This is a genomic window from Pseudomonas sp. JC1203 (assembly GCF_056175065.1).
Genome location: NZ_JBWCAM010000021.1, coordinates 85,304 through 100,869 on the forward strand (window position 1 = coordinate 85,304; position 15,566 = coordinate 100,869).

The window sequence follows — 15,566 nt, forward strand, 5'->3', positions numbered from 1 at the left end:
CACCTTTGGTTCAAATGGCTGTTGCGTGACGGTGCAGCAGGGGTTGCAGCCGGGCCTGGAGCAGCGCGAGGACATCGCTGGCCTGGTCGTGGATGAAGAAGTGGCCGCTGTCGAACAGGCTCAGGTCGAAGCCGCCCGTGGTTTCCTGGCGCCAGGCCTGCAACTGCGCAGGCGTGGTCGAGTCCTGGCGCCCGGCCAGCACCTGGATGGGGCAGTCCAGCGGTGCACGCAGGCGGTACTGGTAGCCGCCGCACAGGGCGAAATCGGCGCGCAGCACCGGCAGCGTCAGGCGCATCAGTTCTTCATTGGCGAGGATGTCTTCGGGGGTGCCGTTGAGCTCACGCAGGTCGGCGATCAACTGGGCGTCGGTCTTGTTCGCGGCGAAGCGTTCGGTGTCGCGCTGCGAAGGCGCGGCGGTGCCGGAGGCGAACAGCAGGCGCGGCGGCGGGCAACCACGTTCGCGCAGCGCATGCGCCAGCTCGTGCACCAGCAGGCCGCCCAGGCTGTGGCCGAACAGCGCGTAGGGGCGGTCGAGCTGCGGGCTGATCTCGGCGGCCAGCTGGCGCGCCAGCGCCACCATGTCGGTGGCCAACGGCTCGCTGAAGCGCCGGCCGCGGCCGGGCAGCTCCAGCGGGCACACCTCGATGTCGGCCGGCAGGCTGCGGCGCCAGCGGCCGTAAACCATCGCGCTGGCGCCCGAATAGGGCAGGCAATACAGACGCATCAGCGGGCCGCCTGCTGTTCCATGTGCTGGCGCAGGCTGAGCGGGCGCATGTCGGTCCAGACTTCCTCGATGAACGCCAGGCACTCGGCCTTCAGGCCGCTTTTGCCGGCTTCGCGCCAGCCTTGGGGAATGGCCTTGTATTCGGGCCAGATGGAGTACTGCTCTTCGTGGTTAACCACCACGGTGAACACGGTGTCTTCGCGATCAAAAGCCATTGCCGACCTCGTCAGTATTGCGTTGCTGGGGGATTGCCGCTTGCACGGCTTTGGAACCACAACGAAGTGACGAGTCAGACGGAGGGAAAATTAATGAGAGGCGTTTCTGATAATGGCGTGGGAGATTTCCCTAAACGCTCCAACGCCACAAACGGTTACACATCCGTGCTGAACCGCTCCAGTGGAACTACAGTCTCATCGGTTTGCCCACAAGGAGTCCCCCCATGCACACCCTCAGTCGCAGCGCCGCCCTGATCCTTGGCGCCGGCCTGCTGGCCAGCCTTCCTGCGCTGGCCGACGAACCCCGCTACAACCAGATTTCCCTGCGCGCCGAGGTCAGCCAGGAGGTGCCGCGCGACCTGATGCTGGTGACCCTGTACAGCGAAGAACAGAACGCCGACCCGGCCAAGCTCGCCGCCCAGGTGACCGAAGCCATGAACAAGGCGCTGGGCACGGCCCGCGCGGCTAAGGACGTGAAGATCAGCCAGGGCAGCCGCAACAGCTACCCCATTTACGATGACAAGGGCCAGAAGATCACCGGCTGGCGCGAACGCGCCGAGCTGCGCCTGGAAAGTGCCGACTTCCCTGCCCTGTCCACGCTTACCGGGCAGCTGTTGCAAGAGCTGAAGATGGGCGGCATGAGCTTCACCATTTCGCCCAAGGTACGCACCCAGAGCGAAGACGCCCTGCTGAAGGACGCCGTGGCCGCGTTCAAGGCCCGTGCACAACTGGCGACCGAGGCGCTGGGTGGCAAGGGTTACAAGGTGGTGAGCATGAACCTCAACAGCAGCGGCTATCAGCAGCCGTTCCCACGGGCGGCCATGATGATGAAATCGGCGATGGCCGACTCGGCGCCCGCGCCTGAAGTGGAAGCCGGCACCAGCCAGGTGACCATGAGCGCCGATGGCGCCATTGAAGTGCAGATGCCGTAACACCGCCCGGCACAAATGATGAAGGTTTTGTGGGAGCTGGCGTGCCCGCGCGCGGTGGGGGTTTAGTCGCAAGCAGGCGCGCCCGCGCCCCCCACGGGGGTCGGCGAGGTAATCTGCCAGGCACTCACTCCCCTAGAGGCTTTCATGGACAAATCCGCCTTCACCCCGCTGCTACTGGCCGCAGCCTTGCTTGGCGCAGCGCCCCTGGCCCAGGCGGCCAGCACCCTGGTCTATTGCTCGGAAGCCAGCCCCGCCGGCTTCGACCCCAGCCAGTACACCAGCGGCACCGACTTCGATGCGTCGGCCGAAACCGTGTTCAACCGCCTGACGCAGTTCAAGCGCGGCGGCACCGAGGTGGAACCCGGCCTGGCGACCTCCTGGGAGGTGGCCAAGGACGGCCTGGTGTACACCTTCCACCTGCGTGACGGGGTGAAGTTCCACACCACCGATTACTTCACGCCAACGCGCACTTTCAATGCCGATGACGTGCTGTTCACCTTCGAACGCCTGCTCAACCCCGAGCAGCCGTTCCGCAAGGCGTACCCGTCGGAGTCGCCGTACTTCAACGACATGGACCTCAACACCACCATCAAGTCGGTCACCAAGACCGACGACCACACCGTGGTGTTCACCCTCAACCACATCGACGCGGCCTTCGTGCAGAACCTGGCCATGAGCTTCGCCTCGATCCAGTCCGCCGAATACGCCAACCAGCTGTTGAGGGAAGGCAAGCCTGCCGACATCAACCAGAAACCCATCGGCACCGGCCCGTTCGTGTTCAAGCGCTACCAGAAGGACGCGCAGATCCGCTACGTGGGCAACAAGGACTACTGGAAGCCTGAGGATGTGAAGCTCGACAACCTGATTTTCTCCATCACCCCGGACGCCGCCGTGCGCCTGCAGAAGCTCAAGCGCAACGAGTGCCAGGTGAGCGGCTACCCGCGCCCCGAAGACATCGAAGTGGCCAAGCAGGACCCTGACCTGAAGGTGCAGAGCCAGCCCGGTTTCAACCTGGGTTTCCTGGCCTACAACGTCACCCACGCGCCGCTGGACCAGCTGAAGGTGCGCCAGGCGCTGGACATGGCCATCGACAAGCCGGCCATCATCAAGGCCGTGTACCAGAGCGCCGGCCAGCTGGCGCAGAACGCCCTGCCACCGGCGCAATGGTCCTACGACCCGACCATCAAGGACGCCCCCTACAACCCCGACAAGGCGCGCCAGTTGCTGAAGGAAGCCGGGGTCAAGGAAGGCACCAGCATCAACCTGTGGGCCATGACCGTGCAGCGCGCGTCCAACCCGAACGCGCGCATGTCGGCGCAGATGATCCAGAACGACTGGGCCAAGGTGGGCATCAAGGCCAACATCGTCAGCTATGAGTGGGGCGAGTACATCAAGCGCGCCAAGGCCGGCGAGCATGACGTGATGATCTATGGCTGGACCGGCGACAACGGCGACCCCGACAACTGGCTGGGCGTGCTGTACAGCTGCGCGGCGGTGAAGGGCAGCAACTACGCCAAGTGGTGCGACCCGGCCTACGACAAGCTGATCCAGCAGGCCAAGCTGAGCAGCAACCGCGACGAGCGCATCAAGCTGTACCAGCAGGCCCAGCACATCCTCAAGGCCCAGGTGCCGATCACGCCGATCGCCAACTCCACGGTGTTCCAGCCCATGCGCAAGGAAGTGCAGGACTTCCGCATCAGCCCGTTCGGCCTGACGCCGTTCTATGGCGTGAGTGTGCAACAGTAAATCGTATTGTGGGAGCTGGCTTGCCAGCGAGCTTTTGACTGCCCCGAAAAGCTCGCTGGCAAGCCAGCTCCCACATCTCGACAGGCGCACCATAATGGCGCACAAAGCTGACCAAATGATCAGCTTTAGTGCGCCCCGTGCACCATTTAAAACGTACGCAAACGTTCAAATGGATAGATTTTTATATCCATGCGACATTCTTGTACGCCTGTTCCACACTTTGTCCTTTCCCTGACGCCAAAGTATTGCTTTGGGTATGCCGCCTGCATAAGTATCGGCGGGTAGACCCACAAGGTCCCCTCAATCAAAAAACACAACAACTGAGGCCACCATGCTCAAACACGCGGTCATTCCGTTTCTGATCGGCGCCGGCATGCTTGCCAGCGCTCCTTTTGCCCTGGCAGCACCCACCAGCCTGGTGTTCTGCTCAGAAGGCAGCCCGGCCGGTTTCGACCCGGGCCAGTACACAACCGGTACTGACTTCGACGCTTCGGCCGAGACCATCTTCAACCGCCTGAGCCAGTTCGAGCGTGGCGGCACCGCCGTGGTTCCTGGCCTGGCGACCAGCTGGGACGTGTCCACCGACGGCCTGACCTACACCTTCCACCTGCGCGAAGGGGTCAAGTTCCACACCACCGACTACTTCAAGCCGAGCCGCGAATTCAACGCCGACGACGTGGTGTTCACCTTCACGCGCATGCTCGACAAGGACATGCCGTTCCGCAAGGCCTACCCCACCGAGTTCCCGTACTTCACCGACATGGGGATGAACGACAACATCACCAAGGTGGAGAAAGTCGACGACCACACCGTCAAGTTCACCCTGAAGACCGTGGACGCCGCGTTCATCCAGGACATGGCCATGAGCTTCGCTTCCATCCAGTCCGCCGAGTACGCCGCGCAGCTGCTCAAGGAAGGCAAGCCGCAGGACCTCAACCAGAAGCCGATCGGCACTGGCCCGTTCGTGTTCAGCAAGTACCAGAAAGACGCGCAAATTCGCTTCAAGGGCAACAAGGACTACTGGAAGCCTGAGGATGTGAAGGTCGACAACCTGATCTTCGCCATCACCACCGACGCCTCGGTGCGCATGCAGAAGCTGAAGAAGAACGAGTGCCAGATCACCGCCTACCCGCGCCCCGCCGACATCGACCCGCTCAAGGCCGACCCAAACCTGAAGATGCCTGAACAGGCCGGCTTCAACCTGGGCTACATCGCCTACAACGTGACCCACAAGCCGTTCGACAACCTCAAGTTCCGCCAGGCGCTGGACATGGCCGTGAACAAGCCGCAAATCATCAAGTCGGTGTACCTGGGCGCCGGCCAGCTGGCCGTCAACGCCATGCCGCCGACGCAGTGGTCCTATGACACCACCATCAAGGACCCTGCCTACGACCCGGAAAAAGCCAAGGCCCTGCTCAAGGAAGCCGGCATTCCCGAAGGCACCACCATCAACCTGTGGGCCATGCCCGTACAGCGCCCCTACAACCCCAACGCCAAGCTGATGGCTGAAATGCTGCAGTCGGACTGGGGCAAAATCGGCATCAAGGCCAACATCGTCAGCTACGAGTGGGGCGAGTACATCAAGCGCGCGCACAACGGCGAGATGGACGCCATGCTGATCGGCTGGAGCGGCGACAACGGTGACCCGGACAACTGGCTGGGTACCCTGCTGGGCTGTGATGCCATCAACGGCAACAACTTCGGCAAATGGTGTGACGCCGACTTCGACAAGCTGGTCAAGGCCGCCAAGGCCACCCCAGACCAGGCCAAGCGCACCGAGCTGTACAAGCAGGCCCAGCACCGCGCCAAGGACCAGGTGCCGATCACCCCGATCGCGCACTCCACGGTGTACCAGCCGATGCGCAACAGCGTGGTTGATTTCAAGATCAGCCCATTCGGCCTGAACTCGTTCTACGGCGTGGGCATCGACGAAAGCAAGAAGTAAACGCCCTGTGGGAGCCGGCTTGCCGGCGAGCTTTTGATGGCCCCGAAAAGCTCGCTGGCAAGCCAGCTCCCACCGTTCAAGGTGGGAAATCCCTGAAGACAACGATTACTGCATTTTCACGCAGGGCCTTCGTGCATTTCAGATATTTCCAACAGGTCACAGCGATTTCGCGCATTTACGGTCAAGGCTGGCGCCCCTAGTTTCGAACCTCGGCCCGATCACCCCTCAGGCCGCCTCGATCCAGACAACAAGGAATAGACCGTCATGCGTCAACACCATCTGGTTGCATCCCTGCTCAGCCTGGGCCTTTTGGCCGAGGTGCCGCTCAGTCAGGCCAACAACAAGAGCCTGGTGTTCTGCTCTGAAGGCAGCCCTGCGGGCTTCGATATCGCCCAGTTCACCGGTGGCACCGACAACGATGCCGCGGAACCGCTGTACAACCGCCTGACCGAATTCGAGCGCGGCGGCACCGCCGTGGTCCCCAGCCTGGCCACGCGCTGGGACGTGGCCGAGGATGGCCTCACCTACACCTTCCACCTGCGTGAAGGCGTGCGCTTCCACAGCAACAAGGCTTTCACCCCCAGCCGCGATTTCAACGCTGACGACGTGCTGTTTACCTTCCAGCGCATGCTCGACCGCGACCACCCGTTCACCCGCGCCTACCCCACAGAGTTCCTGTACTTCGTGTCGATGGGCCTGGACAAGAACCTGGTCAGCGTCAGCAAGACCGACGCCATGACCGTGGTATTCAAGCTGCGCACGGTGGACGCAGCCTTCGTGCAGAACATCGCCATGAGCTTTGCCGCCATCCAGTCCGCCGAGTACGCCGAGCAGCTGCTCAAAGCCGGCAAGCCCAGCGACCTCAACCACAAGCCCATTGGCACCGGGCCCTTCGCCCTGCAGCGCTACCAGAAGGACTCGCAGATACGCTACAAGGCGCACGAGCAGTACTGGGAGCCTAGCCAGGTGAAGGTCGACCAGTTGATCTATGCGATCAACGTCGACTCCTCGGTGCGCGTGCAGAAGCTGCGCAAGAACGAGTGCCAGGTGACCCTCAACCCGCGCCCTGCCGACCTTGCCGCGCTGCGTGCCGACCCCAAGCTGAAGGTCATCGAGACCCCGGGTTACAACCTCGGCTACATCGGCTACAACGTGCAGCACCCGCCGTTCGACCAGCTCAAGGTGCGCCAGGCCATGGACATGGCGGTGAACAAGCAGGCGATCCTGCACGCGGTGTACCAGGAGGCCGGCCAGTTGGCGATGAACGCCATGCCGCCGACCCAATGGTCCTACGACACCAGCATCAAGGACGCCCCGTACAACCCGGACCTGGCGCGCCAGCTGCTCAAGGAAGCCGGGGTCAAGGACGGCCACGAGATCACCCTGTGGGCCATGCCCGTGCAGCGCCCCTACAACCCCAACGCCAAGCTGATGGCCGAGATGCTGCAGTCCGACTGGGCCAAGGTGGGCATCAAGGCGCGCATCGTCAGCTACGAGTGGGGCGAGTACCTAAAGCGCACCAAGAACGGCGAGCACGACGTGGCCCTGATGGGCTGGACCGGCGACAACGGTGACCCCGACAACTGGCTGGGCACCCTGTACAGCTGTGGCGCCATTGGCAGCAACAACATCGCCATGTGGTGCGACCCCACCTTCGACGCCCTGGTGACGAAGGCCAAGACCCTCAACGACCGCGAGGCCCGCAGCGAGCTGTACCGCCAGGCCCAGCAGCGCCTCAAGCAGGAAGTGCCGATCACGCCGATCGCCCACTCCACGGTCAATCAGCCCATCAGCGCCAAGGTGCAGGACTTCAAGGTCAGCCCGTTCGGCCGCAACACCTTCACCGGAGTCTCGCTGATCGACTGACCTCCAGTGCAGCGATGCGCACGCCCAGGCGTGCTGCCATCAACGCCGGCAAACCGCGGCCAGTTGAACGAGGCCAAACGTTTGCAAACGTAGTTGTACCCAAAGTTGACCGAGCACCTGAATGTGCCCGGCATAAAAAAAAGAAAAACCAAGGAGCTTCACCCATGAACATTACAAGAAAAGCACTGCTGGCCCTGTCCATCGGCGGCCTGTCCGCCCTGGCCAATGCCGATGACGCCAGCCAGGCGTTCACGCCCACCACGCTCAAGGACAGCAGCGCCCAGGCCGACGCCAAGGGCTTTGTCGAAGACCAGAGCCTGTCAGGCTCGACGCGCAACTGGTATGCCCGCGAACAGTCCAAGCGCGGGCCCCTGTTCAGCCACAGCAAGGACGGTACCCGGGAGCCCATGAACAACCGCACCAACTGGCTGCAGAGCACCACGGTGAACTACACCTCGGGCTTTACCCAGGGCACCGTCGGCTTCGGCGTGGAAGCGGCGCTGTACAACGTGGTGGCGCTGGAGCGCGGCAGCGCGCGCAACGGCGGTTCGAACAACCGCACCCTGGCCGACAGCGACGGCGACACCATTGGCCAGTGGAGCAAGCTGGGCCTGGGCAACGTCAAGGCGCGGGTGTCCAACACCACCCTGACCCTGGGCCGCCAGGCCATGGACACGCCCATGGTCGCCACCATCGGCAACCGTGCGCTGCCATCCAGCTTCCAGGGCGTGAGCATCGACAGCAAGGAATTCAACAACCTGTCGTTCCAGGCCGGCACCTTCGACCGCGTGTCGCCGCGTACCGAGCAGAGCCTGAGCAAGTTCCGCAGCGAATACAGCGCTACCGGCGTGGAAACCGACCGGGTGACCACCGCAGGCATCAACTACCAGCCGTTCGAAAGCGTCACCACCACCCTGTTCGCCACCCAGGTGGAAGACTTCTGGAACCAGTACTACTTCGGCGGCACCCACGTGTTGGGTGACAGCGCCGTGGTCAGCCTGACCACCGGCCTGAACTACTACAAGACCCGTGACACCGGCGCCCGCAAGATGGGGCAGATCGACAACGACGCCGGCAGCCTGTCGCTGACCGCCACCCACCAGGCCCACAGCCTGACGTTCGCCTACCAGCAGATCAACGGCAACGAGTACTTCGACTACCTGCACGAAACCAACGGCATCTTCCTGGCCAACTCCCTGCTGTCGGACTTCAACGGCCCGAACGAGAAGTCGTTCCAAGTGGCCTACGGCCTGAACATGGCGCAGTACGGCGTGCCGGGCCTCAAGTTCAACGTCTACACCGCCCGCGGCTGGGGCATCGACGGCACCCACTACACCGGCACCGCCTATGACGTGAAGAACATGGACGGCGAACACCACTACGAATACGGCGTGGGTACTTCCTACGTGATTCAGAGCGGCGCCTTGAAAGACACCAGCGTGCGGGCGACCTACACCGCCCACCGCGCCAGTGCCAACCAGGCTGATGGCAGCCTGGACGAACTGCGGATCGTTACCACGATTCCGTTCAACATCCTGTAACCAACCTGGCCTGCGCGCGGTGCGATCCACCGCCGCAGGCTAATCTGGCTATTGATCACAGAGGGACTACATGAAAGCGCTACCCCTTCGCGCCGCAATCGCGGCAGCTCTGTTCAGCGTTGCCGTCGGCATTTCCGCCAAACCCCTGGTGGTCTGTACCGAGGCCAGCCCGGAAGGGTTCGACATTGTGCAGTACACGGCGGCCACCACGGCCGACGCCTCATCGGAGACCCTCTTCAACCGCCTGGCCAGCTTCAAGCCCGGCACCACCGACGTCGAGCCGGACCTGGCGCAGAGCTGGGACATCAGCCCCGACGGCAAGACCTACACCTTTCACCTGCGCCAGGGCGTGAAGTTCCAGACCACCGACTACTTCAAGCCCAGCCGCGAATTCAATGCCGATGACGTGCTATGGAGCTTCGAGCGCCAGCTCGACCCCAAGCATCCCTGGCACGACAAGGCGCCCATGGGCTTCCCCTATTTCGAAGCCATGGGCATGAAAGACCTGATAGACAGCATCGACAAGGTTGACGACTACACTGTTCGTTTCAACCTCAAGCGTCCCGAGTCACCCTTCCTGCGGGACATGGCCATGGGCTTCGCGTCGATCTACTCCGCCGAATACGGCGACCAGCTGCTGAAAGCCGGCAAGACCGGTGATATCAACAGCAAGCCCATCGGCACCGGGCCGTTCATCCTCACGCGCTACAACAAGGATGCGATGGTGCGCTACAAGGCCAACCCCGACTACTACAAGGGCGTGGCCCCCAGCGAAGCACTGGTGTTCGCCATCACCACCGACAGCAACGTACGCCTGCAGAAACTGCGCGCCAACGAATGCCAGATCGCCGTTTACCCCAAGCCTGACGATATCCCCAGCGTGAAGGCCGACCCCAACCTGCGGGTGGACGAGATGGAAGCGTTGATGACCAGCTACGTGGCCATCAACACCTCGCACAAATACCTGGGTGACATTCGCGTGCGCCAGGCCATCGCCATGGCGCTGGACAAGCCCACCCTGGTCAAGACCCTGTTCGGCGAAGGCAACGCAACGGCTGGCACCGGCCCCTACCCGCCGACGTTGCTGGGCTTCGACAAGAGCATCACCGACCTGCCCCACGACCTGGACAAGGCCCGCGCCCTGCTCAAGGAAGCCGGGGTGCCGGAGGGCACGCGCTTCACCGTGTTCGCCCGCAACGGCGGCGGCCCCACCAACCCCAACCCGACCCTGGCGGCCCAGTTATTGCAAGCAGACCTTGCCAAGATTGGCCTCAACCTCGATATTCGTGTGTTCGAATGGGGGGAAATGGTCAAGCGCATCAAACAGGGCGAACATGACCTGGCGTTCTACGGCTGGGCCGGCGACAACGGCGACCCGGACAACTTCCTCAGCCCCAACCTGAGTTGCGACGCCGCCAAGAGCGGCGAGAACGCCGCCCGCTGGTGCAACAAGGAGTTCGACGGGTTCCTCGCTAAGGCGCGTGCCAGCAGCGACCCGGCCGAACGCGAGCAGGCCTACAAGCAGGCCCAGGTTATTTTCGCCAAGGACATTCCGTGGCTTAGCCTGGCCTACCCACGCTTGTTTACCGCCGTGCGCAAGAACGTCGAGGGTTATCACATTAGCCCCCTGACCAATAACAACTTCGCTACCACCCTGGTGAAGTAACAAGAAAAACGCCCGCCCGCGTCCCCACCGGGGCAGTGGGCGGGAACTGCCTAACCGGCTGACGAGGTACCACTCAAGATGTTTAGTTTTATAGCCCGCCGCGTGGGGTTGTTGATCCCCACCTTCTTCGGCATCACGTTGCTGACGTTCGCACTGATACGCCTGATACCCGGCGACCCCGTGGAAGTGATGATGGGCGAACGCCGTGTCGACCCTGAAATGCATGCCCAGGCGATGGAACGCCTGGGCCTGAACAAACCCCTCTATGCACAGTACCTGGACTACATCGGCAACCTGGCGCATGGCAACCTGGGCGAATCGCTGCGTACCCGCGAAAGCGTCTGGCACGAATTCCTGCAACTGTTCCCCGCCACCCTGGAACTGTCGATTGCCGCGCTGATCTTCGCCGGCATCCTCGGGCTGCTGGCGGGGGTGATCGCCGCGCTCAAGCGGGGCTCGCTGTTCGACCATGGGGTGATGGGCATTTCCCTGGCCGGCTACTCCATGCCCATTTTCTGGTGGGGCCTGATCCTCATCATGTTCTTCTCGGTGAGCCTGGGCTGGACGCCGGTGTCCGGGCGCATCGACCTGCTGTATGACATCGAGCCGAAAACCGGCTTCATGCTCATCGACACCCTGCTCAGCGACGAACCAGGGTCGTTCGTCGACGCCCTGCGCCACCTGATTCTGCCCGCCATCGTGCTGGGCACCATCCCGCTGGCGGTGATCGCCCGCATGACCCGTTCCTCCATGCTCGAAGTGCTGCGCGAAGACTATGTGCGCACCGCCCGTGCCAAGGGCCTGTCGCCTGCCCGCGTGGTGTTCGTGCACGGCCTGCGCAACGCGCTGATCCCGGTGCTGACCGTGTTCGGCCTGCAAGTGGGCACCCTGCTGGCCGGCGCCGTGCTGACCGAAACCATCTTCTCGTGGCCGGGCATCGGCAAATGGCTGATCGAAGCCATTGGCGCCCGCGACTACCCGGTGGTGCAGAACGGCATCCTGTTGATCGCCTGCCTGGTGATCCTGGTCAACTTCGTCGTGGACATCCTCTACGGCCTGGCCAACCCACGCATCCGTCACCAGCGCTGAGGCCCGGACAATGACTACTGAAAACACCGCGGTCCCCGTTGACCAAAGCCTGCTGTACCCCTCGCCCTACAAAGAGTTCTGGCAAGCGTTCGCCAAGAACAAGGGCGCCGTCGCCGGCCTGGCGTTCATGCTGCTGATCGTCTTCTGCGCGATTTTCGCGCCGTGGGTGGCGCCGCACGACCCCAGCGAGCAGTTCCGCGACGCGTTGCTGACCCCGCCCGTGTGGCTGGCCGGCGGCCAGTGGCAATACCTGCTGGGCACCGACGAACTGGGCCGTGACCTGCTGTCGCGGCTTATCCACGGCTCGCGCCTGTCGCTGCTGATCGGCCTGTCGTCGGTGGTGATGTCGCTGATCCCGGGCATCATCATGGGCCTGCTGGCCGGGTTCTTCCCGCGCATCATGGGCCCCACCATCATGCGCCTGATGGACGTGATGCTGGCCCTGCCCTCGCTGCTGCTGGCCGTAGCCATCGTCGCCATCCTCGGCCCTGGCCTGATCAACACCGTGATCGCCATTGCCGTGGTCTCGCTGCCTTCCTACGTGCGCCTGACCCGCGCCGCCGTGATGGGCGAGCTGAACCGCGACTACGTCACCGCCGCGCGCCTGGCCGGTGCCGGCCTGCTGCGCCTGATGTTCGTCACCGTGCTGCCCAACTGCATGGCGCCGCTGATCGTGCAGGCCACCCTGAGCTTCAGCTCGGCCATCCTCGACGCCGCGGCGCTGGGCTTCCTGGGCCTGGGCGTACAGCCGCCAACCCCCGAGTGGGGCACCATGCTGGCCTCGGCCCGCGACTACATCGAACGTGCCTGGTGGGTAGTGAGCCTGCCTGGTTTGACCATTTTGCTCAGCGTGCTGGCAATCAACCTGATGGGCGACGGGCTGCGCGATGCGCTGGACCCCAAACTCAAGAATGCCGCCTGAGGGGACGACCATGTCACTGTTGCATATCAAGAATCTGAACGTGCGCTTTGGCGATGCCAAGGCCGTGCCGGTGGTCGATGGCCTCGACCTGTCGGTGGACAAGGGTGAAGTGTTGGCGATCGTCGGCGAATCGGGCTCGGGTAAATCCGTGACCATGATGGCGCTGATGGGCCTGATCGATCACCCCGGCATCATCACCGCCGACGCGCTGAATTTCGACGGCCGCGACATGCTCAAGCTCAGCGCGCGCCAACGCCGGCAAGTGGTGGGCAAGGACCTGGCGATGATTTTCCAGGACCCCATGACCGCGCTGAACCCCAGCTACACCGTGGGCTTCCAGATTCAGGAAGTGCTGCGCCAGCACCTGGGCATGAACAACAAGCAGGCGCGCCAGCGTGCCCTTGAGCTGCTGAAGAAGGTGGAAATCCCCGGCGCCGAAAGCCGCCTGGACGCCTACCCGCACCAGCTGTCGGGCGGCATGAGCCAGCGCGTGGCCATCGCCATGGCCATCGCCGGCGAGCCGAAGCTGCTGATCGCCGACGAACCCACCACCGCCCTGGATGTGACCATCCAGGCGCAGATCATGGAGCTGCTGCTGAACCTGCAGAAAGAGCAGAACATGGCGCTGATCCTGATTACCCACGACCTTGCCGTGGTAGCCGAAACGGCCCAGCGCGTCTGCGTGATGTACGCAGGCCAGGCCGTGGAAGTGGGCCAGGTGCCGCAGCTGTTCGACATCCCCGCGCACCCTTACAGCGAAGCGTTGCTGGCGGCCATTCCCGAGCACAGCGAAGGCGCCGAGCGCCTGGCCACGCTGCCCGGCATCGTCCCCGGCCGCTATGACCGCCCGCAGGGCTGCCTGCTGTCGCCACGCTGCCCCTACGCCCAGGACAACTGCCGCACCCAGCGCCCGGCGCTGGACCCCAAGGCCCATAGCCTGGCCCGTTGCTTCTACCCGCTGAACCAGGAGGTGGCTTGATGGCCGTCGTACTTACTGCCCGCGACCTCACCCGTCACTACGAAGTCTCGCGCGGCCTGTTCAAGGGCCATGCCCTGGTGCGCGCCCTCAACGGCGTGTCGTTCGAGCTTGAAGCCGGCAAGACCCTGGCCGTGGTTGGCGAGTCGGGTTGTGGCAAGTCCACCCTGGCCCGCGCGCTGACGCTGATCGAGGAGCCCTCGTCCGGTTCGCTGAAAATCGCCGGCCAGGAAGTGCATGGCGCCAGCAAGGCCGAGCGCAAGCAACTGCGCAAGGACGTGCAGATGGTGTTCCAGAGCCCGTATGCCTCGCTGAACCCACGGCAGAAAATCGGTGACCAACTGGGCGAACCGCTGCTGATCAACACCAACCTGAGCAAGGCCGAGCGCCGCGAGAAAGTGCAGGCGATGATGCAACAGGTGGGCCTGCGCCCCGAGCATTACCAGCGCTACCCGCACATGTTCTCCGGCGGCCAGCGCCAGCGTATCGCCCTGGCCCGCGCCATGATGCTGCAACCCAAGGTGCTGGTGGCGGACGAGCCGACCTCGGCGCTGGACGTGTCGATCCAGGCACAGGTGCTGAACCTGTTCATGGACCTGCAGCAGCAGTTCAACACCGCCTACGTGTTCATCTCGCACAACCTGGCGGTGGTGCGCCACGTGGCCGATGACGTGCTGGTGATGTACCTCGGCCGCCCGGCGGAAATGGGCCCCAAGGAAGACATCTACAAGCGCCCGCTGCACCCCTACACCCAGGCCCTGCTGTCCGCCACCCCGACCATCAAGCCGGACCCGGCCAAGCCGAAAATCAAGATTGTCGGCGAGCTGCCCAACCCGCTCAACCCACCGTCCGGCTGCGCCTTCCACAAGCGCTGCCCGTACGCCACCGAGCGCTGCGCCAGCGAGATACCGGAGCTGCGCCAGGTTGATACCCGCCAGGTGGCCTGCCACTATGCGGAGCAGTTCCTGAACTGATGCAATGACGCGGCCTGCGGCCGCTGCTACGAACCCGTAGCAGTGGCCGCAGGCCGCGCCCGCATCCACCACCGGTGCCTGCATGCCAACCGACACCCTCACCACCGTCACCCGCTACCACTTGTGCTGGAAGCACCGCGACCTGGACGGCGTCATGGCGCTGTACCACCCCGCTATCCAGTACCACGATTTCTTCCAGAACCGCACCCTGGCCCTGGCCGAGCTGCGCGACTACGTGCAGGCAAGCATGCCGCGCAACGCCGACGAGGCGCTGGAACACAGCGACCGCATCCGCGTGGACGGCGACACCGCCTTCATCCAGTACACCCTGACCCTGCGCGGCGGCGCCCAACTGGTGTCGTTCCATGCCAGCGAAGCCATCACCGTGCGTGACGGGCTGATCTGGCGGGTCAACGAATACGCGGCGCTGGTGCGCGAGCCGGTCGCCGACACCCCGCGCCCGGCCACCTCGCGGCTGGGCCTGTCGCCGCGCCAGCTGGGCATCATGGCCGACGACCTGCAGCACTATTTCGACCAGCGCCAGCCCTACCTGGACCCCGAGCTGGACCTGCAGGAAGTGGCCCGCGTGTGCGGCTACACCCGCAACCAGATGTCCTACCTGCTCAACCAGGTGCTGGGCCAGACCTTCTACGCCTACGTCAACCAGGCGCGCCTCAAGCACCTGCTGCAGGCCCTGGAAGCCAACCCCGAGGCACGTATCGACGCCCTGGCCTTTGCCGCCGGTTTCAATTCGCTGTCGGCGTTCTACAAGTGCTTCCGCCAGCACACCGGGCTGTCGCCCACCGCCTACATGAAACAACGCAAGCTTGTACCATCGCCTGCCTGTGTGGGAGCTGGCTTGCCAGCGAGCGTTTAGGGCCCCAACATCTCGCTGGCAAGCCAGCTCCCACAAGGGGGTGGTGTGCCATCTGCCGCAAGGTGGCTTATGCTGTACCCGCCCCCAACCGCA

At 63.7% G+C, this 15,566-nt stretch carries 13 protein-coding genes; 11 read left to right on the forward strand and 2 right to left on the reverse strand.

Going from position 1 to position 15,566, the window contains the following annotated elements:
* Positions 1–10 precede the first annotated feature (10 nt).
* The gene (locus AC0SZ7_RS26125) at positions 11–724 is read right to left on the reverse strand and encodes a thioesterase II family protein (RefSeq protein WP_475507091.1); all 714 of its coding nucleotides are present in this window, start codon (positions 722–724) and stop codon (positions 11–13) included.
* Positions 724–939 (reverse strand): MbtH family NRPS accessory protein, encoded by a 216-nt coding sequence (locus tag AC0SZ7_RS26130; RefSeq protein WP_473005379.1) that lies wholly within the window; start codon positions 937–939, stop codon positions 724–726. Before AC0SZ7_RS26130 ends, AC0SZ7_RS26125 begins: the two co-directional genes overlap by 1 nt.
* A gap of 224 nt (positions 940–1,163) precedes the next feature.
* Here AC0SZ7_RS26130 and AC0SZ7_RS26135 point away from each other — a divergent pair, with 224 nt between their 5' ends.
* The 11 genes from AC0SZ7_RS26135 to AC0SZ7_RS26185 all read left to right on the forward strand — a co-directional run bounded on the left by AC0SZ7_RS26135 (position 1,164) and on the right by AC0SZ7_RS26185 (position 15,473).
* Positions 1,164–1,871 carry an SIMPL domain-containing protein gene (locus AC0SZ7_RS26135; protein WP_475507092.1) on the forward strand — a complete coding sequence of 236 codons (708 nt, stop codon included), beginning with the start codon at positions 1,164–1,166 and terminating at the stop codon, positions 1,869–1,871.
* Positions 1,872–2,015: 144 nt separating this feature from the next.
* Positions 2,016–3,617 (forward strand): ABC transporter substrate-binding protein, encoded by a 1,602-nt coding sequence (locus tag AC0SZ7_RS26140; RefSeq protein ID WP_475507093.1) that lies wholly within the window; start codon positions 2,016–2,018, stop codon positions 3,615–3,617.
* Between the two features lie 331 nt (positions 3,618–3,948).
* Positions 3,949–5,562 carry an ABC transporter substrate-binding protein gene (locus AC0SZ7_RS26145; RefSeq protein WP_475507094.1) on the forward strand — a complete coding sequence of 538 codons (1,614 nt, stop codon included), beginning with the start codon at positions 3,949–3,951 and terminating at the stop codon, positions 5,560–5,562.
* A 264-nt stretch (positions 5,563–5,826) separates the two neighbouring features.
* Entirely contained in the window at positions 5,827–7,428 is a 1,602-nt protein-coding gene (locus tag AC0SZ7_RS26150) for an ABC transporter substrate-binding protein (RefSeq protein WP_475507095.1), read from the forward strand.
* A 164-nt stretch (positions 7,429–7,592) separates the two neighbouring features.
* Positions 7,593–8,969, forward strand: a complete 1,377-nt coding sequence (locus AC0SZ7_RS26155; protein ID WP_475507096.1) for an OprD family porin — start codon at positions 7,593–7,595, stop codon at positions 8,967–8,969.
* A 70-nt stretch (positions 8,970–9,039) separates the two neighbouring features.
* Positions 9,040–10,635: an ABC transporter substrate-binding protein gene (locus AC0SZ7_RS26160; RefSeq protein WP_475507097.1), complete on the forward strand. Its 1,596-nt coding sequence runs from the start codon at positions 9,040–9,042 to the stop codon at positions 10,633–10,635.
* Between the two features lie 78 nt (positions 10,636–10,713).
* Entirely contained in the window at positions 10,714–11,724 is a 1,011-nt protein-coding gene (locus tag AC0SZ7_RS26165) for an ABC transporter permease subunit (RefSeq protein ID WP_416422476.1), read from the forward strand.
* A gap of 10 nt (positions 11,725–11,734) precedes the next feature.
* Positions 11,735–12,646 (forward strand): ABC transporter permease subunit, encoded by a 912-nt coding sequence (locus tag AC0SZ7_RS26170; protein ID WP_475507098.1) that lies wholly within the window; start codon positions 11,735–11,737, stop codon positions 12,644–12,646.
* Positions 12,647–12,656: 10 nt separating this feature from the next.
* Positions 12,657–13,625, forward strand: coding sequence for an ABC transporter ATP-binding protein (locus tag AC0SZ7_RS26175; RefSeq protein ID WP_416422474.1), 969 nt, complete (start codon positions 12,657–12,659; stop codon positions 13,623–13,625).
* Positions 13,625–14,596 carry a peptide ABC transporter ATP-binding protein gene (locus AC0SZ7_RS26180; RefSeq protein ID WP_475507099.1) on the forward strand — a complete coding sequence of 324 codons (972 nt, stop codon included), beginning with the start codon at positions 13,625–13,627 and terminating at the stop codon, positions 14,594–14,596. Before AC0SZ7_RS26175 ends, AC0SZ7_RS26180 begins: the two co-directional genes overlap by 1 nt.
* Before the next feature lie 82 nt (positions 14,597–14,678).
* Complete coding sequence (locus tag AC0SZ7_RS26185; protein WP_475507100.1) at positions 14,679–15,473, forward strand: AraC family transcriptional regulator; 795 nt, start codon at positions 14,679–14,681, stop codon at positions 15,471–15,473.
* Positions 15,474–15,566 lie beyond the last annotated feature (93 nt).